16 protein-coding genes are annotated in these 19158 nt (G+C 73.3%); 9 read left to right on the forward strand and 7 right to left on the reverse strand.

The genetic code is table 11. The features are described 5' to 3' along the window. Nucleotides 1-24: 24 nt before the first annotated feature. On the reverse strand, nucleotides 25-1002 hold the full coding sequence (locus ABZ272_RS09945) for an SEC-C domain-containing protein (RefSeq protein WP_355049522.1): 978 nt from the start codon (nucleotides 1000-1002) through the stop codon (nucleotides 25-27). Between the two features lie 95 nt (nucleotides 1003-1097). Further along, entirely contained in the window at nucleotides 1098-2564 is a 1467-nt protein-coding gene (locus ABZ272_RS09950) for an MFS transporter (RefSeq protein WP_355049523.1), read from the reverse strand. Nucleotides 2565-2781: 217 nt separating this feature from the next. Between ABZ272_RS09950 and ABZ272_RS09955 the strand changes: the two genes are divergently transcribed. Then, on the forward strand, nucleotides 2782-3360 hold the full coding sequence (locus ABZ272_RS09955) for a helix-turn-helix domain-containing protein (protein WP_355049524.1): 579 nt from the start codon (nucleotides 2782-2784) through the stop codon (nucleotides 3358-3360). 6 nt (nucleotides 3361-3366) lie between these two features. On the opposite strand, the gene ABZ272_RS09960 is transcribed toward ABZ272_RS09955, so the two are convergent. Further along, nucleotides 3367-4728: a pentapeptide repeat-containing protein gene (locus ABZ272_RS09960; RefSeq protein ID WP_355049525.1), complete on the reverse strand. Its 1362-nt coding sequence runs from the start codon at nucleotides 4726-4728 to the stop codon at nucleotides 3367-3369. Between the two features lie 232 nt (nucleotides 4729-4960). Here ABZ272_RS09960 and ABZ272_RS09965 point away from each other — a divergent pair, with 232 nt between their 5' ends. The 3 genes from ABZ272_RS09965 (at nucleotide 4961) to ABZ272_RS09975 (ending at nucleotide 8560) form a co-directional block, all read left to right on the forward strand. Further along, nucleotides 4961-5731, forward strand: a complete 771-nt coding sequence (locus ABZ272_RS09965; protein ID WP_355049526.1) for an alpha/beta fold hydrolase — start codon at nucleotides 4961-4963, stop codon at nucleotides 5729-5731. Nucleotides 5732-5903: 172 nt separating this feature from the next. Then, nucleotides 5904-8126 (forward strand): M48 family metalloprotease, encoded by a 2223-nt coding sequence (locus ABZ272_RS09970; protein ID WP_355049527.1) that lies wholly within the window; start codon nucleotides 5904-5906, stop codon nucleotides 8124-8126. Between the two features lie 14 nt (nucleotides 8127-8140). Beyond that, a complete protein-coding gene (locus tag ABZ272_RS09975) occupies nucleotides 8141-8560 on the forward strand; it encodes a hypothetical protein (protein WP_355049528.1) in 420 nt (139 codons plus the stop codon). 42 nt (nucleotides 8561-8602) lie between these two features. Here the strand turns inward: ABZ272_RS09975 and ABZ272_RS09980 are convergent, their stop codons facing one another. Then, nucleotides 8603-9475 (reverse strand): aldo/keto reductase, encoded by an 873-nt coding sequence (locus ABZ272_RS09980; protein ID WP_355049529.1) that lies wholly within the window; start codon nucleotides 9473-9475, stop codon nucleotides 8603-8605. A gap of 194 nt (nucleotides 9476-9669) precedes the next feature. Between ABZ272_RS09980 and ABZ272_RS09985 the strand changes: the two genes are divergently transcribed. Further along, a complete protein-coding gene (locus ABZ272_RS09985) occupies nucleotides 9670-13659 on the forward strand; it encodes a CHAT domain-containing protein (RefSeq protein ID WP_355049530.1) in 3990 nt (1329 codons plus the stop codon). Nucleotides 13660-13689: 30 nt separating this feature from the next. Here ABZ272_RS09985 and ABZ272_RS09990 read toward each other — a convergent pair whose 3' ends face one another. Beyond that, entirely contained in the window at nucleotides 13690-14148 is a 459-nt protein-coding gene (locus ABZ272_RS09990) for a hypothetical protein (protein ID WP_355049531.1), read from the reverse strand. Next, on the reverse strand, nucleotides 14145-14459 hold the full coding sequence (locus tag ABZ272_RS09995) for a hypothetical protein (RefSeq protein WP_355049532.1): 315 nt from the start codon (nucleotides 14457-14459) through the stop codon (nucleotides 14145-14147). The genes ABZ272_RS09990 and ABZ272_RS09995 overlap by 4 nt, the downstream gene beginning before the upstream one ends. Nucleotides 14460-14687: 228 nt before the next feature. Here ABZ272_RS09995 and ABZ272_RS10000 point away from each other — a divergent pair, with 228 nt between their 5' ends. The 3 genes from ABZ272_RS10000 (at nucleotide 14688) to ABZ272_RS10010 (ending at nucleotide 17741) form a co-directional block, all read left to right on the forward strand. After that, nucleotides 14688-15053 carry a YciI family protein gene (locus tag ABZ272_RS10000; protein ID WP_355049533.1) on the forward strand — a complete coding sequence of 122 codons (366 nt, stop codon included), beginning with the start codon at nucleotides 14688-14690 and terminating at the stop codon, nucleotides 15051-15053. Nucleotides 15054-15411: 358 nt separating this feature from the next. Then, nucleotides 15412-16860 (forward strand): pyruvate kinase, encoded by a 1449-nt coding sequence (gene pyk / locus ABZ272_RS10005; protein WP_355049534.1) that lies wholly within the window; start codon nucleotides 15412-15414, stop codon nucleotides 16858-16860. Continuing rightward, a complete protein-coding gene (locus tag ABZ272_RS10010) occupies nucleotides 16857-17741 on the forward strand; it encodes an acyl-CoA thioesterase II (RefSeq protein ID WP_355049535.1) in 885 nt (294 codons plus the stop codon). Before pyk ends, ABZ272_RS10010 begins: the two co-directional genes overlap by 4 nt. 9 nt (nucleotides 17742-17750) lie before the next feature. Here the strand turns inward: ABZ272_RS10010 and ABZ272_RS10015 are convergent, their stop codons facing one another. Next, nucleotides 17751-18413, reverse strand: coding sequence for a YceI family protein (locus tag ABZ272_RS10015; protein ID WP_355049536.1), 663 nt, complete (start codon nucleotides 18411-18413; stop codon nucleotides 17751-17753). A 224-nt stretch (nucleotides 18414-18637) separates the two neighbouring features. Here ABZ272_RS10015 and ABZ272_RS10020 point away from each other — a divergent pair, with 224 nt between their 5' ends. Continuing rightward, nucleotides 18638-19102, forward strand: a complete 465-nt coding sequence (locus ABZ272_RS10020) for an Rrf2 family transcriptional regulator (RefSeq protein WP_030334362.1) — start codon at nucleotides 18638-18640, stop codon at nucleotides 19100-19102. Nucleotides 19103-19158: the final 56 nt, after the last annotated feature.

Raw genomic sequence — 19158 nt, forward strand, 5'->3', positions numbered from 1 at the left:
GCGGCGGTCAGGCCCGCGCGGCGGTCAGGCCCGTGAGCGGGGCAGGCAGCACTTCTTGTACTTGGTGCCCGAGCCGCACCAGCAGGCGTCGTTGCGGCCCGGCGGCCAGGAGGTGATGCCCGCGTCGTCGAGGCTGTCGGCGTACTCGTCGAGGGTCTCCTCGTCGATGGTGTCGGTGCCCGCGAAGGCCGCCAGAGCTTCGACGCTGCCCGTCACGACACCAAGGCCGCCGCCGCCGAGCCCGGACGCGTCGACGAGGGCGCGCTCGATCTGGGCGCGGTGCTCGTCCCAGGTGCTCGGATAGCTGTCGGCCAGGGCCGGCCAGCGCGCCAGCAGCGCGTCGAACTCCGGCTTCGGCCAGAACAGCAGCGTCGCCGGACCGTCGTCGAGGGCGTCGGCGGCGTGGCTTGTGGCGGCGCGCAGCCGGTCGGCGAGGTTGTCGTGCTCGTCGTGCGGCAGGCCCAACTCTTCGCGCAGGTCGTGCCGCCGCTGGGCCAACCCGTAGATCATTGCGGCGGCGGTGTCCTGGGCGTCCTCGGACTCGTGCTGGTGGGTGCGGCTGCGGTCCACCATCGCGTCGAGTGCCGCGGTGAGCCACTCGACCGCCGTCTCGGCGTGACCGGACTCGGTCAACTCGTCGACCAGGTGCACGCCGTCGGGGTCGGTCTCCAGCAACGGACGCAGCTCGGACAACTCCGCCAGGCCCTCGTCGACTCGGCCGAGGCGCAGCAGCAGGCCGCCGCGTACGGCGCGGACGTACGTGTTGTCGTCGGGCTGTTCGGCGATGGCGCGGGTGGCCAGGGCGAGCGCGTCGGCCAGGTCACCCGCCTGCTCCAGGATGTCGGCGGCGACCAGCAGGGCGTACCCGGTGTCGGCGGGGTCGGCGACCCGGCCCTCGTCGACGGCGCTCACCAGCTCGGTGACCAGCGCTGCCGGGTCGGGGCTGGTCGGTCCGATAGCGCCGATCTCGTCGATACGGTCGGCGGTGAGCAGGTCGGGCATGGCACATCCTGACGAACGACGGGTGACGACCGGCCAGCGTACTCCGACACACGGCGCAGCCCGGGCGGCGAACCGCCCGGGCTGCGACGCGTGCCTCAGCGGGTGGCCGGCATGGTGGCGAACTCGCCGCCTAGTTCGGACTCGACGATCGTCGTGGCGGACGGCCGGCGACCGGCCGACGCCCGCCGGGCGGACGGGACGGCGAGGGCCGCGAGCGCGGCGGCGAGGGCGATCGCCGTGAGGAGGAGAAACCCCGCCGTGAAGCCGGCCTCCCGGGGTAGGCCGCTGGCCTGCGGGTGGGCGGTGATCACGCCGCTGACCACGGCCGCGCCGATCGCGCCGCCGATGGTACGGATGTTGGCGTTCATGCCGGTCGCCACGCCGGTCTGGCTGGCGGGCACGCTGGCGACGATGAGGTTGGCCATCGACGCGAAGGCCAGGCCGATGCCGAGGCCGACCAGGCCACCGGCGACGGCGACCTCCCAGCGGGTGGCGTGCGCGGCGGCGAGCATCGCCGACGCCGCCACGTTGAACGCCGCGCCGGTGGCGAGCTGCGCCTTGGCGCTGAACACGGCCTGGAGCCGGCCGGCGAGGATGCCCGCGACGAACATCGCGACCAGCATCGGCAGCATGAGCAGACCGGCCTGGCTGATGCTGGCGCCGAAGCCGTAACCGGCCGCGGTCGGAGTCTGCACGAACTGGGGCAGGAACGCGTACACGGAGAACATCGATCCGCCGTAGAGCAGGGCGACCAGGTTGGTGGTCCAGACGCCGGGCAGGCGCATCATCCGCATGTCGATCAGCGGGTTGGCCGAGCGCAGTTCGGCGGTCAGCCAGCCGGCCAGCAGCACCACGGCGAGGGCGAGTAGGCCGAGCACCCGGGTGCTGGTCCAGCCCCAGGCCGCGCCCTGGCTGATCGGCAGGAGCAGCGCGACCAGCCAGCCGGAGAGCAGCAGGGTGGCCCGCCAGTCGATCCGGCCCGGGGTACGCACCGGGGACTCGGGGATGAACAGGTACGCGGCGACGGCGGTCAGCCCCACCACGACCAGCGGGATCCAGAACAGCCACCGGTAGTCCAGCGCGGTGACGATCGGGCCGGCCAGCACGACGCCCAGGCCACCGCCGGCGGCGACGATCGCCGAGATGGCGGCAACCGCGCCGGAGACCCGGGCGGCGGGGAACTCGTCGCGGATGATGCCGAACGACAGCGGGAAGACCGCGCCGCCGATGCCCTGCACGACCCGGGCGACGATGAGCACGCCGATGTTCGGCGCGATGGCGGCCACCAGGCAGCCGAGGGCGAGGGCGGCGAGCGAGACGACGAGCATCCGCTCCTTGCCGACCATGTCACCGACCCGTCCGAGGATCGGCGTGAAGATCGAGGCGGAGAGCAGGTAGGCGGTCAGGACCCAGGTCACGGTGTTCTGGGAGGTGTGCAGGTCCTGCTGGATGGTCGGCAGCACCGGGGTGATCAGCGACTGGAGCATCGCGAAGAATCCGGCGCCGGCCGCGAGCACGGTGAAGGTGAGCCGACGCGAGCCGCGTCGGGAGGTCACTGCCACGAGAGAAAACTCCTGAAATGGTACGGAAGGAGGCGTCTGTCACCCGTCGTCGGCGGCGGGCGGGTTGTCGGGTCCGGGCGATCGGGTGGCCAGGCGGATCGGGCGGGTCCCGAGGTAAGCTATCCGGAGGCAGGCCTCCGGGAGTTCCGGAGGGGTGCCTCCACTAAGGTAGCGGAGGGTTGCCTCCGGATGCAACCAGAACGAGGTGACGCACGTCATGACCACCGCGGGGGTGCCCGAGGTCTTCGCGCAGCGGCCCAAGCGCGCCGACGCGCGGCGTAACTACGACGCCCTGATCGCCGCGGCACGTGACGCGTTCGCCGAGAACGGCGCGGCTGCCTCCCTGGAGGACGTGGCCCGCCGGGCCGGGGTGGGCATCGGAACCCTCTACCGCAACTTCCCGACCCGGCGGCACCTCTTCGAGGCCGTCTACGTGGAGGAGGTCCGGGCGCTCAGCCGCTCCGCCGAGGACCTGGCCGAGCTGCCCCCGTGGGACGCCCTCGTCGCGTGGCTGCACCGCTTCGTCGCGTACGTCGCCACCAAACGGGCGCTCGCCGAGCAGTTGCTGCACGACTCGGAGATCTTCGGGACCTGCCGGACGGAGATCTACGCCGCCGGCGAGCCGCTGATGCGTCGCGCCCAGGCGGCCGGCGTGGTGCGCGACGACATCGGTTTCGACGACGTGGTGCGGCTGATCAGTGGGCTCACGATGGCCCAGTTCCCGTCGCCCGAGCAGCGCGACCGCGTCCTCGGTGTGGCCCTCGACGGGTTGCGCCCGACGGCCGACTCCCGCTGACGAGGCTCACTCGTCGACCAGCACCAGCCACTCGTCGTCCAAGCGTCTGACCGTCGTGCCCGCCGGCCACCGGTGATCGTTGTCGACGACCGCGCGGGCCTGCTCGACCTGTGGTGGTCGGCTGAACTGCGTGTCGCGAAAGCTGGCCATGCCGTGGAACCGGGCCCGGCCGAAGTTCGCGGCGTCGGTGAAGCGGGCCCGGTCGAACAGTGCCTCCACACCGAAGGTCGTCCAGCGGAACAGCGCCATGTGGGCGAAGCGGGCGGAGTGGAAAGCGGCCGGTCCGGCGAACCTGGTGTGCTCCATCGACAGCGCGCCGTCGAAGACCGCCTCCTGGAAGGTGGCGGCCTCCTCGAACCGGGTCGCGTCGAAGCTGGTCGGCTGCCCGAACGTCACCCGGCGGAACGAGGTCGGCCCGGCGAAATGGGACCGCCGGCAGGACAGACCGTCGGTGAACGTGGCCCCGTCGAAGCTCGCGGGGCCGTGGACGCGGATGTCGTCCAGCACGATCTCGCCAAGGGTCGTGACGTTGTCGAACACCACGTCGCCGAATCTCGCCGCGCCGAGCAACAGGCGCCCTTTCGTCGTCGCGCCCGCGAAGCTGGTCGTGCCGGTGAACATCGCCCCGGTGAAGGTCGCGTCGACGAGCGTGCAGCCCTCGGCGTCGAGGTCGACCAGTGCGGCGCCGGTCAGGTCCAGCATGACGCCCGGCCAGTACTCCGTCTCGTCCTGGGCGCGCAGGTGCCGGGTCAGGACCCGCTGCGCGGTGCGCCGGACCTCCGTCTCGCGCGGTTCGTCGTCCGGCGGCGACATCCGCAGGTACGCGCAGAGCACCGCCACGATCGTCGACCGCTGGGACGGATTGTCCTGCCCGAGGCGCTCCAGCGCGTGCAGCCCGCCGAGGCGTACCGCCGCGCTGTCGTTGCCGAGCAGTTCGACCGCACGGGTGTAGAGCTCGGTCAACCGACGTTCGGCCGCGTCGTGTTCGGCGGCCGTCGACTGCCGGTCCTGCTGGCGCTGCGCTGCCTCGGCCACCGACTCGGCGTGTGCCTGTACCCGGTCCCGGTGCGCCTGGTCGCGGGCGGCGACGGCCTCCTGGTGGCGCTGGGCCCGCTCGGCGATCCACTGTCGGCGGGCGGCCAGCAGCAGGGCCAGCCCACCGCCGGTGCCGGCGACGACGGTCAGGCCGGTGCGGATCGCGTCGATGCGCAGCGTCGCCCGGGTGTCCGGCTGGACGGCCCGGTCGGCCTCGGTGAGCAGCAGGCCGAGCACCAGCCAGCCCAGGGCGGCGGCGAGCAGCAGGCCGACCAGGACCAGCCACCAGGGCATCACCCGCAACTGGCGATCGGGGGGTTCGTCGGCGACCACGGCCACAGCATGCCACCGGTCGTCGAGGGGCGGGGGTGTGCGGGTGCGCTCGGTGTCCGCTGTGGAGTGCGACCGATTTGCCGGTTTGCGCCGTCGACGGGACAACGGGTTACCGGCGCGTAACAAGTCATTGACGTTGCCGAATTGTTGCGGGCATCATCGTCGCACGGTCGACCGGACACCCCCACCCACCTGCCCGGATCGTCGGGCGCCTCCCCCCGGAGGTGCAGCCATGCTGCTCCGAAAGACCGTCCTCGTCGTGTCCCTGGCCACCGCCGCCCTCCTCGCCTCGGCGGGAACCGCGACCGCCGCCCCCGTCGCCCCGGCCATGACCACCGCTGTCGCCGCCAACCCCGTCATCGTGGTCGGCGGGCTCAGCGGCGTCGCCGTCGCGTACGAGCCGATCGCCGCCCGGCTGCGCGCCGACGGCTACCGGACCTTCATCTACCAGCTACCCGGGCTGGGCCTCGGTGACATACCCGCCTCGGCCCGCGCGTTCGCCGGGTACGTCGAGCAGGTGCGCGCCAGCACCGGCGCGGCGAGCGTCGACGTCGTCGCCCACTCCGAGGGCGGGCTGGTCAGCCGCTACTACCTCAAACGGCTCGGCGGCACCGCCACCGTCGGCCGGTACGTCAGCCTGGGCACACCCCAGTACGGCACGTACGTCGCCAACATCGTGGCGTTCCTCGGCCTCGGTAGCTGCGCGGGCATCGTCGCCTGCCAGCAGATGACCATCGGTTCGGCGTTCCTCGCCGACCTCAACTCCGGCGACGACACCCCCGGCTCGGTGCGCTACACCACCATCCGCACACTCCAGGACGAACTGGTGCGGCCGACCGGCAACGCCGTCGTCGACGACGGCGCGACGAACGTGCTCATCCAGTCGTACTGCCCGCTGCGGGTGGTGGGGCACCTGGGTCTGGTGCTGGACGGCACGGCGTACACCATCGTGCGCGGCGCCCTGGTCGACGGCCCGGTGCGACCCAACTGCCTCGCGGTCTGAGCCCTTCGGTGCGGCGGTCCTTGAGGGACCGCCGCACCCTGCCCGCGACGACGAGTGTCGGTTGCGTGACGATCCTGGGAAACGGTGTGGCAGACATCAGACGTCCTCGATAACCTGCTCCGGCCGTCCACTCCCGACAGTGGACGCCACCCGTCGAGAGGGAGCAGCAGGCATGACCGAGCCGCAGCGTGTGCCGCCGGAGAGCACACCGCCGACAGTGCCGCAGCTCGACGTCCGGGCCGCCGAACCCCCGGCCGCCGAGCCGCCACCGCCCACCGGCGGGTTCGCCGACCGGCCACCGGGTTACCCGAACGCGCTGGTCTGGCTGCGCGCCGGAATCCTGCGGGACTGGCGGGGAGTGCTCGGCGCGTTCGTCGCCACCTGGTTCTACCTGCCGATCGCGCTGCTCCTGGCGTTCTGGGGCGGTCTCAGCTTCGCCGCCGTCGGCCTCTTCGCCGGAGGCACCAGCGCGGGAGACCAGATCCCGACGGCGCTGCGCGACGCGCCGCTGATCGGCTCGCTGCTGGACGCGTTCCTCAGCCGCTCCGGCGGAATGCTGGGCGGCGTGGCCGGCTTCGCGGTCGGATTCCTCGCCGGTTTCCTCGCCGTGCTGGTGCTGCCCTGGCTGTCCGTCGCGGACGAGCCTCTCGCGCTGCTCACCGGCCTGATCGGCACCGTCGTCGCGGCGGCGTTGATCGGCGTGGTCTACACGCTGTACCGGGTGCTGCTCGAGCCGAGCCTGCTGGTGGTGTCCGGCGCGCGCCAGCCCAGCCGCCGCGAGACCGCACGACTGCGTCCGCTGCTGGACGACTGCGCGCGACGACTCGGCCTACCCAACGTGCCGCGGTTGCTCATGGAGGACGACCCGGTCCTGAGCAACGCCCGCACGTACGCCCGGCACGTGGTGGTCACCACCGCCGTGCTCGGCGAGCCGGACGACGAGGTCGCGGCGCTGCTCAGCCACGAGCTGGTGCACTGGCGCACCGGGGACGAGATCACCAGCGCCTTCGTCCGCGGCGTCGGCCTGCCGCTCACCCTCGCCCACGCCCTGCCCACCTGGCTGATGCGGACGTTCCCGCACCCGGCCACCAACTTCGTGGTGTTCCTGTTCTTCTGGCCGGTGCTGCTCACCATGCGGTACGTGGTGCTGCCCCTGCACGCCCGCGACGTGCGGGCCGCCGAGTACCGGGCCGACCTGGGCGCGGTGCTGACCGGGCACGTCGACGGGTTGCGGCGCATCCTGGAGCGGCGGCTCTCCTTCGAGAGCGGGCGCAGCGGCTGGGACGAGGCGGTCTGCGCCACCCACCCGCCGCACGAGCTGCGGCTCGACGCGTTGGAGCGGGCGTCGGTCACCGGTGCGCCCGCCCAGGCCGGCGTGCCCGCCGACGTCGCCGCGTCGGTCACCGCCGAGCGGCTGTTCGGCCACAGCGGTCCGGTCGGCACCCGCCGCACCTGGCTGCTGGTGGGCATCCTCGCCCTCGTCGCCTGCCTCGGCGCCAGCGGGCTGAGCGTGGTGCAGTGGGCGTTCTTCCGCCCCCAGGCGACGGTGGACGGATTCTTCTCCGCCCTCGCCGACCGGGACAGCGAGGCCGCGCTCGACCACCTCGCCGACTCCGGCGACGGCACCGACCACAAGCTGCTCGCCCAACTGCTGCGCGGCAAGGGCTACCAGCCACCGACCGACGTCGAGATCACCTCCCTGGATCGCGACGACGACACGGCCACCGCCACGGTGGCGTACCGGCTGGGTGACGCGCCGAAGACGGCCACCCTCACCCTGCGGCGCGAGGAGGAGACCACCGCCGGTCTGTTCCACGGCTGGCGGTTGGCCGGTGGGCCGATCCCGCTCGACTCGTCGATCGCCGAGCCGGGCGTACGCCTCAACGGGGTGGAGCTACCGGTCGCCACCGAGGGTCCGCCGCTGGTGCTGCTGCCCGGCCTGTACACGGCGACCGGCCCGTCCAGCGCGCTGAGCGAGACGCCGGCCGAGACCCTGCTGGTCGACCCGGGGGAGGGCTCGGCGATCCTGGAACTGGCCCCGGTGCTCAAGCCGACGGCGGTCGAGGCCGTCCAGACCCGGGTACGCGCCTGGTTGGACGAGTGCGCCAAGCAGACGGTCGCCGCACCGCCGGGCTGCCCGTTCCGCTACTACGGCGGGTCGGCGCAGAAGGTCACCTGGAAGATCCTGGAGTACCCGAAGGTCGCCGTCGAACTGAACGGGCCGAGCACCGCCCGGGTGTCCACTCCGGTGGAGGGTCAGGGCCGGGTGCAGGTCAGCGGCACCACCACGTACTTCGGCACCAGCTCACCGTTCAGCGACGACAGCGCGCTGACCGTCGCGGGTCTCGCCACCGCCGACGGGGACGCCGTCACCTTCCAGCCCGCCTCCGACTGACCGGGAGACCCACCGTGACCGACAGCGACGCCGCCGCGCGGCTGCCCGTCCGGCTGACCATCAATCCCCGACAACGGCAGCCCGCGGCCGTCGACCTGCTGACCTGGATCCACCGCCGCCCGGAGTACCGGCCCATGGTCCGGGCGGCCGGCGGTGGCGGGGGACGGCCCGGCTTCAGTGACGCCGTGATCATCGCGGTGTTGGCCCAGGGGTTGCTGCCGGGGCTGTTCAACCTGTTGCAGTCCTGGGTGGACCAGCAGCGTACGGAGGCGAGCATCCGGATCCAGTCCGGGGACACCGAGGTCGAGTTGCAGGTCAGCGGGCGCACCGACTCGGCCCGTCTGCTGGCCCAGGCCACCGAGGCGCTGCGCGCCGCCCAGGCCACCGAGGCGCTGCGCGCCGCCCGCGAGATCGGCCCGGACGCCGCCGAGTGAACCGGCGGCGTCCGGACAGTTGGCGTTCGGGGTTCGGGGCGCTCAGCTCGCCTTGGCCAACGCCTCGAACTCGTCGTCGGTGAGCCGTACGTCGGCGGCGCCCACGTTCTCCTCGAGGTGCGCCACCGACGACGTGCCCGGAATCGGCAGCATCACCGGCGACCGACGCAGCAACCAGGCCAACGCGAGCTGCGCGGGCGACGCGCCGTGCGCGTTGGAGATCGCGTCCAGCGGGCCGCCCGGCCGGGCCAGCTCCCCGGTGGCGATCGGGAACCACGGGATGAACGCCATCTCGTTGCGCTCGCAGTAGTCGAGCACGTCCTCGGCGCTGCGGTTGGCGAGGTTGTACAGGTTCTGCACGGAGACGATCTCGGTGATCGCCCGCGACTGCTCGATCTGCTCCACGCTGACCTCGGACAGCCCGATGTGCTGGATCTTGCCTTCCTGCTTCAGCAGCGCCAGCTCGCCGAGCTGGTCGGCGAGCGGGACCTGCGGGTCGATCCGGTGCAGCTGGTACAGCGGGATGCTGTCCAGGCCCAGGTGCCGCAGGCTCAGCTCGCACTGCTGGCGCAGGTACTCCGGGCGGCCCACCACCCGCCAGTCGCCCGGTCCGGCCCGGGTGAACCCGGCCTTGGTCGCGATGACCAGGTCGTCGGCGTACGGGTGCAGCGCCTCGCGGATCAGCATCTCGGACACGAACGGCCCGTACGAGTCGGCGGTGTCGATGAACGTCACGCCCAGCTCGATCGCCCGACGCAGCACCCGTACCGCCTCGGCCGGGTCCTTCGGATCGCCCCACACGCCCGGGCCGGTGATCTGCATCGCCCCGTAGCCGAGGCGGTTGACCGTGATGTCACCCCCGATCCGGTACGTGCCGGACGCCTTCGCGGGCTGCTTACTGATGTCGGTCGCCATACGCACATCCTTCATCGTCTTTCGCCGTGGCGGGGGCAGGACGACACTCCGCCGCGTGGTGATCGTCCCCCGGGATCCGGCGGTCATGCCGCGGCCGCCCGATTGTGTGCCGGGACACGGTGACGGCTAGCGCTCTCCGTGTCCGGTCTGCTACGCCTGATCCGAGTCGGCGCGGCCGGCGCGGGGGAGGCGCGATGTGGCGACGGTTCAGACCCGACCCGATCGGGCGGCTACGGGAGCGGCTGGAACGTTTCGGGGCCACCGGCGACCGGCGGGCGGTCCTCGACTCCGGCGCGATCCGCGACGCGGAGGCCGTCGCCGACCTGGTGACCGCGACGTCCCCGGACGGGCCGCTGCCCGAGCGGATCGCCGAGGGCGTGTCGCTCCTGGCCGGCCTGCACTGGTACCGCTACCAGCTACTGCCGTCGGGTGAGGACGCCGACGACCTCGACCAGGCGTTGCGGCTCACCGAGTTTCTGCTGCGCTTCGCGCCGGAACGGGTGCCGCCGCCGTTACTGGAGCTGCTGCGCTCCCGGCCCGCTCCCGCAGAGGCGGGCCGGCCGCCGCGCCCCCGTCCCGCCCGAGCGGACACCACCGCCCGCGACGGAACGGCGAGTGCCCGGTACGTCGAGGCCGTCCTGTTGATGGCCGCCGCCGAGACCAGCCGCGACTACCGGGCCGCCGACCAGGCCGAGGCGCTGCTGCGGCAGGCGCTGGCCGGTACGCCGGCCGGAGCGCCCGAACGCCTGCACTACCTGTCCGCCCTCGGCAAGGTCCACCGCGACCAGTTCCAGCATCTCGGCCGTCGGCGGGCCCTGGCGGGGGCCGTCGAGGCGCACCGGGAGAGCCTGGAGGCGACCGCCGTCGGCGACCCGGAACGTCCCGTGCGGCTGTTCAACCTCGGCAACGTGCTGGGCGACACGTACGAGGTCGACCGCGACCCGGTCGCGCTGGACGAGGCGATCACCGCGCTGCGGGACGCGGTCCGGGCCGCCGCGCCGGGCACGCCGGTGCGCACGATGGCGCGGATGAACCTCGGCCAACGGCTGCGCGACCGGTGGCGGCTGCACCGGCGGCCGGGTGACCTCGACGAGGCCGTCGACTCCTTCGCCGCCGCCCGGGACAGCGCCGACCCCCGGGCCGCCGCGCTGCACGGCGCCGCGCTCGCGGAGCGGTTCGCGCGCGACCGGACGCCCGCCGACCGGGACACCGCCATCGAGGCGTACCGGTCGGCCTTGACCGGGTTCGGTGGCCTCGACCCGGAACTGGCCAGCACCGCCCAGTTCGGGCTCGCCACCCTGCTCGCCGAGCGGCACCACAGTGCCGCCGACCCGGCCGACCTCGACGCGGCGACCGGCGCGTACCGGGCCGCCGCCGCGTCCGGGCCGACGCCCGACGGGACGGACGGCGACGACCTGCGCCACGTCGCGGCCGGCCTGCTGGTGAGCCGGTACGAGCGGCGGCGACGCGCCGACGACATCACCGAGGCGGTACGGGTGCTGCGCGCCAGCGTGGCCTCCGCCCGGGACCCCGTCCAGCGGGCGCATTGGCTCGCCGACCTCGGCCACGCGCTCGCCCTGGGCCACGCCGACCTCGGCGGGGTGAGCGCGCTGCGCGCCGGCCGCGACGCGCTGACCGAGGCGGAACGGCTGCTGCCCCGTACCGACCCGCTGCGCCCGCACGTGCTCAACAACCTCGGCAACACCCTGCGCGAACTCTCCGACCTGGCCGGCGAGCCGGCGCTGCTGGAGCCGGCCGCGGTCGCCCTGCGATCGGCCGTGGCCGCCGCGGCGCCGGACGACGCGTCCCTGCCCCGCTACCGCTCCAACCTGGGCCTGGTGCTCCAGGCGCTGTTCGCCTCGACGCAGGACCTGGCGACCCTGACCGAGGCGATCCAGGTGCTGGCGCAGGTGGTCGAATCGACGCCGACCGGGCACCCGGACCGCCTGCCGGCGCTGACCAACCACGGCTCCGCGCTGAATCGCCGGGTCGAACTCTTCCTCGACGGCGCGCTGCCCGCCGACGGCCGGACCGCCGACGAGGTCGCGGCCGGCGTCGCCGAGGACTCCGACACCGCCGTGGCCGCCCTGCGCGAGGCCGCCGAGCTGGCCGAGCGGGAGGCCGACCCCACCGAGTACGCCCAGACGGTCGGCACCCACGCGCTGGCCCACCTGCTGCGGCACCGCCTCAACGGCGACCTGCCGGCGCTGGACGAGGCGGTCCGGCTGCTCGATCGGCTGAGCCGGCGGCCGTCGGCCGACGCGGACCGGCACCGGATCCTCACGAACCTCGGCAACGCTCTCCTGCTGCGCCACCAGGCCGGCCACGCCGACGCCGACGCCAGCGCCATGTTGACCGCCTACCGGAAGGCGGTCGACGAGCTGACCCCCGAGCATCCCGCCCGCGCCATGTGCCTGAGCAACCTGGCCACCGCTCTGGAACGGGTCGCCGAGGTCGACGCGGATGGTTCCCGCGCGCTGGTCGAGGCGACCGCCGCGCTGCGCGCCGCCGCCCACGTCGAGTCCGCGCCGTCGCTGCTGCGGGCGACAGCCGCCAGCCGGTACGCGGCACACGCCGCCCAGGCGGGCGACCTGCCGGCCGCGCTCGACGGGTACACCACCGCCATCGAGCTGATCGACCTGGTGGCCTGGCACGGGATGGACCCCGACGACCAGACCCGCCTGCTCGCACGCTTCCCCGGACTGGCCAGCGACGCCGCGGCGGTCGCCATCGCCCTGGACCGCCCGGAGCGCGCGGTCGAGCTGCTCGAATACGGCCGGGGAGTCCTGCTCACCCGCGCCCACGACGCGGGCGCGGACCTGGCCGCGCTCCGCGCCCGGGCGCCCCGCCTCGCCGACCGCCTCGCCGACCTCCAAGCCGCCCTCGACGGCTTCGGGTCGCGGCCGCCGGCCCAGGTGGTGTCGCCGGACACGTGGGGACGTGACGGGTCGGTCGCCGCGACCGGAGCGACGCCGGAGCAGCGGTACGACCTCGCCACCCGCCGCCGCCACCTGCTGGCCGAGATCCGCGACCGGCCCGGCTTCGCCGACTTCCTCCGCCCGCCGCCCTTCGACGAGCTGGCCCGGGCCGCCGTGAACGGACCCGTGGTGCTGGTGAACGTCGCCGACCGGCGCTGCGACGCGCTGGTCGTCGCCAACGGCCGGGTCACCGTCGTGCCGCTGCCCGAGCTGACCCTGACCGAACTGATCGTCCGTACGGCGGGCTTCCTGGGCGCGATCGCGGTGCTCACCGGGCCCTCGGCGGCCGACGTTCCCCCGCCGCAGGTACGACGTCGACACGCGCTGGCCCGTGCCGAGGTCGCCCAGACCCTGGACTGGCTGTGGCGCGTCATCGCCGTACCCGTCCTCGAGGTGGCTCTGCCCACCCCGCCGGCCGCCGACGCCGAGCCGACGGACGGCGGCTGGCCCCGGCTGTGGTGGTGCCCCACGGGCGTGCTCACCCTCCTGCCACTGCACGCGGCCGGCCCGTCCGACGGCGGCGACGGGCTGCTCGACCGGGTGGTGCCGTCCTACACGGCCTCGCTCCGGGCGCTGACGCACGCCCGCCGGGGCGGACCGACACCTCCCGGACCGGTCGACGCGGCGCTCTTCGTCGGCATGCCACAGACGCCCGGCCTGGCCGACCTGCCCGGCGTGACGCGCGAGGAGGAGGTCGTCCGACGGCACCTCAGCCGGGTGCGTTCGCTCATCGGCCCGGTGGCCAGCCCGGCGACGGTGCTCGACGCCCTGCCCGAGCAGCCCGTCGCGCACCTGTCCTGCCACGGTACGCAGGACCTGCGCTTCCCGACCCGGGGACGCCTCGAACTGGCGGGCGGCGCGCTCAGCGTCCGCGACCTGTGGCGGCCGGCGGGGCGGCCGGCCGCGCTGGCCGTCCTCTCCGCCTGCGAGACGGTACGCGGCGGTGCGGCCCTGCCGGACGAGGCGCTCACCCTCGGCACGGCCTTCCAACTGGCCGGCTTCCGGCACGTCATCGGCGCGTTGTGGTCCGTCTCGGACGCGCTGACGGTGCGGCTCTGCGCCGACCTGTACGACGGGTTGGCGGTCAGCGCGGGGATCGCTCCGGACCGCGCGGCCGTGGCCCTGCACGCCGCGGTCCGCCGCCTGCGCGCCGCCCTACCCGACCACCCGGACACCTGGGCCGGCTACGCCCACCTGGGCCCCTGAGCGCCGGAGGCGCCAATGACCGGAGGGGGATCAGCGGCCGGGCGCGTACCAGGTCACGCCGACGGCCGCGACCAGCAGCGTCGTGCACAGCAGCACCAGCCCCACCCCGATGCGCAGGGACCGGACCGCCGCCATCGCCTCCCGGTGGTCACCGAGCGGGGCCGGCGGGAGAGCCGCCACCGGGGTCACCGTCAGCGGCCCGTGTGCCGCGCGGAGCAGCGCGAGCGCTCCGGCCACGCCCGCGGCCAGCGCGGCGAGCAGCAGCAACCCGACCAGCGCGCCCCAACCCGCGGCGAGGGTGGTCACGTCGGAGCGACCCCGGATCAGGCTGAACCCGACCAGCGCCACCAGCAGGCCACCCAGGCCGTTGCGCCAGGCCAGCGCCGCCGCGCGTACCCGTTCCAGCTCACCGCGCAGCAGTCCGGCGAGCTGCTGCGCGCCGCGCAGGTCGGCCACGGTCGCGGGCGGGCCGGGACGGAGACGGATCATGCCTCGACCTCCAGCCACAGCGTCCAGTACGCCCCGCAGCCCCGCAGCCCGGCGGGGCACCCCGGGTGCTCGACCTCGCACTCGCACAGCAGGGTCCGGTAGCCCGGGTCGGGCGTCGCGGCGTCCTTGCGGTAGACCTCGTCGACGAGCGTGGTGGCGCTCGCGTGGCCGCAGCGGGGGCACCGCCCGCTGAGCACCACCGCGAACTCGAACTCCTGGGCCCGGAAGTCCGCCGCGGCCCGCGTGGCGTACGCCTCGTCGGTCACCTCGGCGTACGACAGGGGGCTCGGCGTCGGCCCGTCGTCACTCATCCCGACCTCCCGCCACCGACACCTGGACCGTCCACCGTAGCCGGTGATCACACCGGGTGCGCCCACGTGCCCGTGTCCGGATGCCGTCCGTCCCGGGGACCGACCTGGGGGAGTTGCGCGGAGCGACGGGTACCGCCCCTTGCGGCGTGCGAGGCTGGGCGCGTGCCGGTGACGCCGGCTCGGGCGGTCGGCGTCGGACCGGTCCGGCGCGACGGCGGAGGGAGGGCCATGCCGCAGGTGCCGCAGGTCGACTTCGCGCTCGACACGTACGAGTGCATCGTGATCTATCCCGGCGCGGCCGGACGGGCCCTGCCTCCGGAGACCGTGCAGCGGTTGCAGGCCGAGCACGCCGAGCACATGCGGGCGTTGCAGCGCAGCGGGATCATCCTGGTCTCCGGCTCGGTGGACGGCCCGGCCCGTACGCCGGAGCCGCCGATCGGCTTCGGGCTGGCCCGCACCGGCAGCGTCGAGGACGTGCGCAGCGTGTTGGAGGCCGACCCGGCGGTGCAGGCCGGCCTCTACCGGGTGGACGTGTTGACCTTCCTCTGCCCGGCCGGCTCGCTGGAGTTCCCGCTGGTCAAGGCCGGTAACTGACCGTCCGGCCAGCGACGGGTGTCAGGCCGGTGACGGCGTCGGGGCCGGCGCCGGTGTTACCGTCGCGCGTACGGCGTGGACCGGCCGTCCCCGGCCGTCCAGGCGGCGCACGACCCGCGTGACCTGCTCACCGCCGTGCCCGCTCGGGGCGTCGGAGAGGGCCGTCGCCGGGAGCGGCCCGACACCGGCTCCGCGCGGAGGCGTACGATTCCCGGCGCGCGGTCGCCGTTGCCCGTCGCCACAACGTTCCGGTGCGCTTGCGCCCGCCGGCCCGACGCGTGCCACGCGTCGTTGGACACCTGTTCCGCTGCCTGCAAGGGGTCGGCCCCGAGTCCGACCTGAAGGAGAGACTAGCCTGATGGGCGTGACACGCCGCGCGAAGATCGTCTGCACTCTTGGACCCGCCACCTCGTCCCCGGAGCGCATCCGGGGTCTCGTCGAGGCCGGCATGAACGTGGCGAGGCTCAACTTCAGCCACGGCAGCCACGAGGACCACGAGGCGGTCTACCGCCTGGTCCGGGAGGCGTCGGAGGCAGCGGGCAAGCCCGTCGCCGTCCTCGCCGACCTGCAGGGCCCCAAGATCCGGCTCGGCAAGTTCGCCGACGGCCCGCACGAGTGGCGCACCGGTGACTCGGTCGTGATCACCGGCGACGACATCCTCGGCACCAAGGAGCGGGTCTCCTGCACCTACACGAAGCTGCCGCACGAGGTGAAGCCCGGCGACCGGCTGCTGATCGACGACGGTCGGGTCGCCGTCGAGGTCACCGACGTCACCGGCAACGACATCCGCTGTCTCGTCACCGAGGGCGGCCCGGTCTCCAACAACAAGGGCGTCTCGCTGCCGAACGTGGCGGTCAGCGTGCCCGCCATGTCGGACAAGGACGCCGAGGACCTGCGTTTCTCCCTGGGCCTCGGTGTCGACCTGGTGGCGCTCTCCTTCGTGCGCTCGGCCGAGGACATCAAGCTCGTGCACAACATCATGGCCGAGGAGGGCGTCTTCCGCCCGGTGCTCGCCAAGGTCGAGAAGCCGGAGGCCGTGGAGCACCTCGAGGCCATCGTGCTGGCCTTCGACGGCGTGATGGTCGCCCGTGGCGACCTCGGTGTCGAGATGCCGCTGGACGAGGTCCCGCTGGTGCAGAAGCGCGCCGTGCAGCTGTGCCGGGAGAACGCCAAGCCGGTCATCGTGGCCACCCAGATGCTCGACTCCATGATCGAGAACTCCCGTCCCACCCGGGCGGAGGCCTCGGACGTGGCCAACGCGGTGCTCGACGGCGCGGACGCGGTCATGCTCTCCGGCGAGACCAGCGTGGGCAAGTATCCGGTGCTCACCGTCAGCACCATGGCCAAGATCGTGACGACCACCGAAGCCGGCTCGATCGGGGTGCCGCGCCTGCAGCACGATCCGCGTACGCACGGCGGCGCGCTCACCGTGGCCGCCTCGTCGATCGCCCGGGCCATCAACGCCAAGGCGCTCGTCGCGTTCTCGCAGACCGGCGACACCGTGCGACGGCTGTCCCGCCTGCACTGCGACCTGCCGCTGCTGGCCTTCACGCCGGTCCCCGAGGTGCGCGACCAGCTCGCCCTCACCTGGGGCGTGGAGACCTTCCTCATGCCGTTCGTGCAGCACACCGACGACATGTTCCGCCAGGTCGACCAGGCGCTGCTCGGCCTCGACCGGGCCAACCCCGGTGACTACGTGGTGATCGTGGCGGGCAGCCCGCCCGGCACCCCCGGCTCGACCAACACGCTGCGCGTGCACCAGCTCGGCTCGCTGGTCGACGCGGCGTCGGCGCGGGCGCTGCAGTGAGCGACGGTCGGGTCGCGGTCGGCCAGGCGGCGGTTGACCAGCTGCTGGAGGTGCTGGACCTCGACCCGACCGGTGAGATGACCTTCCGGGGGATGAGCCCTCCGGTCGGTCCACAGCGGGTGTACGGCGGCCAGGTTGCCGGTCAGGCCCTGGTCGCCGCCGGCCGCACGGTGGACCCGGAGCGCTTCGTGCACTCGCTGCACGGCTACTTCGTCCGCCCCGGCGATCCGGCCGAGCCGATCGAGTACCAGGTGGAGAACATCCGCGACGGCCGGTCGTTCTCGGTGCGTCGCGCGGTCGCGCTCCAGCACGACAAGCCGATCTTCTTCATGTCGGCGTCGTTCCAGCGGGCCGAGGAGGGGTTGGACCACCAGGCGCCCGCCCCGCTGGACGTGCCGCCGCCGCAGGACGTGCCGACGATGTCCGACCGGCTCTCCCGCTACCCCGAGCGCCTGGGCATCTGGGGGCAGATCCCCCGCCCGATCGACGTGCGCTACGTGGGGGAGCCCGGCTGGGTCCGCCCCGGCAACCGCCCGGCCGACCCGCACCAGCGGGTCTGGATGCGCATCGACGGCAAGTTGCCCGACGACCCGCTGCTGCACGCGTGCGCGCTCACGTACGCCTCCGACCTGACCCTGCTGGACTCGGTGCTCTCCGTGCACGGCGAGGTGTGGGGGCCGGGCGGCGTGGTCGGCGCGAGCCTGGACCACGCGCTGTGGTTCCACCGGCCGTTCCGCGCCGACGAGTGGTTCCTCTACGACTGCTGGAGCCCGTCGGCGTCCGGCGCGCGAGGGCTGGCGACCGGTCGGATGTTCACCACGGACGGCCGGCAGATCGCCAGCGCCGTCCAGGAGGGTCTGCTGCGCCGCGTCGGCGCCTGACCCGACCGGTCACGCCTGGTGGATGGCCTCACCGGCGATCTCGATCTGCACGGTCTTGCCGACGAGGACGCCGCCGCTCTCCAAGGCGACGTTCCAGAGCAGGCCGTAGTCCTCACGGTTGATCTCGGCGGTCGCGCTGAATCCGAAGATGTTCTGCCCGTACGGATCCTGCCGCGCGCCGCCGAAATTCACCTGTAGGTTCACCGCGCGGGTGATTCCCTTCACCGTCAACTCACCGGCGAGCACAAAACGATTGGGCTCGGACTGCGGCGGAGGATTGTGACTTCTGCCTCGTCCGCCGAGTTTGTGGTTGCGCAGACGCGCCCAGTAGAAAATCGGGTCGTCGTTGCTCTGCCACGTGATGCCCGTGCTTCGATATTCGAGAGTGGGATAACGCTCCACGTCGAGGAAGTCGGCGCTTTTCAGGTGGGTGTCCCGGTCGGCGCTCCCGGTGGAGATGCTCGCCGACGCGATCGTGGCGGTCACCCCGGAGCGCAGCGGATCCTCCCCGACCGTGATCTCCGCGGTCGCCTCGGCGAACTCGCCGCGCACGGGGCTCACCATCATGTGCCGGGACAGGAAACCGATCCGCTTGTGCGCCTGATCGAGGCGGTAGGTGCCGGCGATCGGGATGGTCATGCCATCCCAGGTGCGTGTGGCGACATCGGTCATCGTGTTGCCTTCCCCCCGGGGTTAATCAACGTCCGGTCCGAACTCCACCAACCGGCCGGACAGGCGTACTGCCCGCCCAGCATAGGGACGTTCGGAATCGGCCTTTCGGGCCCCACCGGTTAATGGATCACGGTGCGCGGCATAATTGCTTGTCCGTCGATGCGTGGCCGATCGGTTGAGGGTCGCCGGTACCGGCGGATGACCTGCGGGCTAACCTTGCCGGCATGCGTCTCTCCGCCCGGGTCGACTACGCCCTCCGTGCGGCCGCCGAGCTGGCCGCGACGGCCAGCGGCCCCGGGCGGGGCCGGCCGGTCACCGCCGACCAGATCGCCCGTGCGCAGGAGATCCCGCCGAAGTTCCTGGAGAGCATCCTGTTGCAGTTGCGCCGGGGTGGCATCGTGCACGCCCAGCGCGGTCCGGAGGGTGGCTACTGGCTGGCCCGCCCGGCCGAGGAGATCTCTCTCGCCGAGGTGATCCGGGTGATCGACGGGCCGCTCGCGCACGTGCGGGGGCAGCGCCCCGAACAGCTCGGCTACCACGGTCCGGCTCGCGCCCTCCAGGAGGTCTGGATCGCGCTGCGCGCCAGCGAGCGCGAGATCCTGGAACTGGTCAGCGTCGCCGACGTGGCCGCGGGGGCGTTGCCCGCGCGGGTCACCGAGCTGGCCGCCGACCCGCGCGCCTGGATCTGACGCCTCCCCGGGGCTGACGCGTCGACGCCGACCTGCGGGCGTCCCATCCACCGATC

It is taken from the genome of Micromonospora sp. NPDC005979 (genome assembly GCF_040614415.1).
GTDB lineage: Bacteria > Actinomycetota > Actinomycetes > Mycobacteriales > Micromonosporaceae > Micromonospora.

Excerpts from the sequence above, each read along its gene's own strand:
- ABZ272_RS09995 (WP_355049532.1), bottom strand. The coding sequence starts at position 14,459 with ATGAGTGACGACGGGCCGACGCCGAGCCCCCTGTCGTACGCCGAGGTG.
- ABZ272_RS09990 (WP_355049531.1), bottom strand. The coding sequence starts at position 14,148 with ATGATCCGTCTCCGTCCCGGCCCGCCCGCGACCGTGGCCGACCTGCGC.
- ABZ272_RS09980 (WP_355049529.1), bottom strand. The coding sequence starts at position 9,475 with ATGGCGACCGACATCAGTAAGCAGCCCGCGAAGGCGTCCGGCACGTAC.
- ABZ272_RS09970 (WP_355049527.1), top strand. The coding sequence starts at position 5,904 with ATGACCGAGCCGCAGCGTGTGCCGCCGGAGAGCACACCGCCGACAGTG.
- ABZ272_RS10000 (WP_355049533.1), top strand. The coding sequence starts at position 14,688 with ATGCCGCAGGTGCCGCAGGTCGACTTCGCGCTCGACACGTACGAGTGC.
- ABZ272_RS09945 (WP_355049522.1), bottom strand. The coding sequence starts at position 1,002 with ATGCCCGACCTGCTCACCGCCGACCGTATCGACGAGATCGGCGCTATC.
- ABZ272_RS10015 (WP_355049536.1), bottom strand. The coding sequence starts at position 18,413 with ATGACCGATGTCGCCACACGCACCTGGGATGGCATGACCATCCCGATC.
- pyk (WP_355049534.1), top strand. The coding sequence starts at position 15,412 with ATGGGCGTGACACGCCGCGCGAAGATCGTCTGCACTCTTGGACCCGCC.
- ABZ272_RS09985 (WP_355049530.1), top strand. The coding sequence starts at position 9,670 with ATGTGGCGACGGTTCAGACCCGACCCGATCGGGCGGCTACGGGAGCGG.
- ABZ272_RS09965 (WP_355049526.1), top strand. The coding sequence starts at position 4,961 with ATGCTGCTCCGAAAGACCGTCCTCGTCGTGTCCCTGGCCACCGCCGCC.
- ABZ272_RS10020 (WP_030334362.1), top strand. The coding sequence starts at position 18,638 with ATGCGTCTCTCCGCCCGGGTCGACTACGCCCTCCGTGCGGCCGCCGAG.
- ABZ272_RS09955 (WP_355049524.1), top strand. The coding sequence starts at position 2,782 with ATGACCACCGCGGGGGTGCCCGAGGTCTTCGCGCAGCGGCCCAAGCGC.